Origin of the sequence: Chryseobacterium formosum, assembly GCF_026460885.1 — a bacterium.
GTDB classification, from domain to species: Bacteria; Bacteroidota; Bacteroidia; order Flavobacteriales; family Weeksellaceae; genus Chryseobacterium; species Chryseobacterium formosus.
In genome coordinates, this window is the sequence record NZ_JAOVZW010000039.1 from 1 (window position 1) to 261 (window position 261).

1 tRNA gene is annotated in these 261 nt (G+C 33.3%); it reads right to left on the reverse strand.

Annotated elements, in window-relative coordinates:
* Nucleotides 1-97: 97 nt before the first annotated feature.
* Nucleotides 98-171 (reverse strand) — tRNA-Ile (locus tag OF897_RS21345).
* Between the last annotated feature and the right edge of the window lie 90 nt (nt 172-261).

Consider the following 261-nt stretch of genomic DNA (forward strand, 5'->3'; position numbering starts at 1 on the left):
ATAAGATTAAAAAATTTAGAGATTTAGTAATTCAGAGATTAGAACTTGCTAATTTCTCAATACCTTAATTTCTCAATATCTTAATCCCTTCAATTAGTAGTCTCGGGCAGGCTCGAACTGCCGACCTCTACATTATCAGTGTAGCGCTCTAACCAGCTGAGCTACGAGACTTTGTTTTAGATGTTAGATTTTAGATACTAGATGTTAGACTAATCTCTAACTTCTAATTCCTAACTTCTTTTTCTAAATCTCTTATCCCTT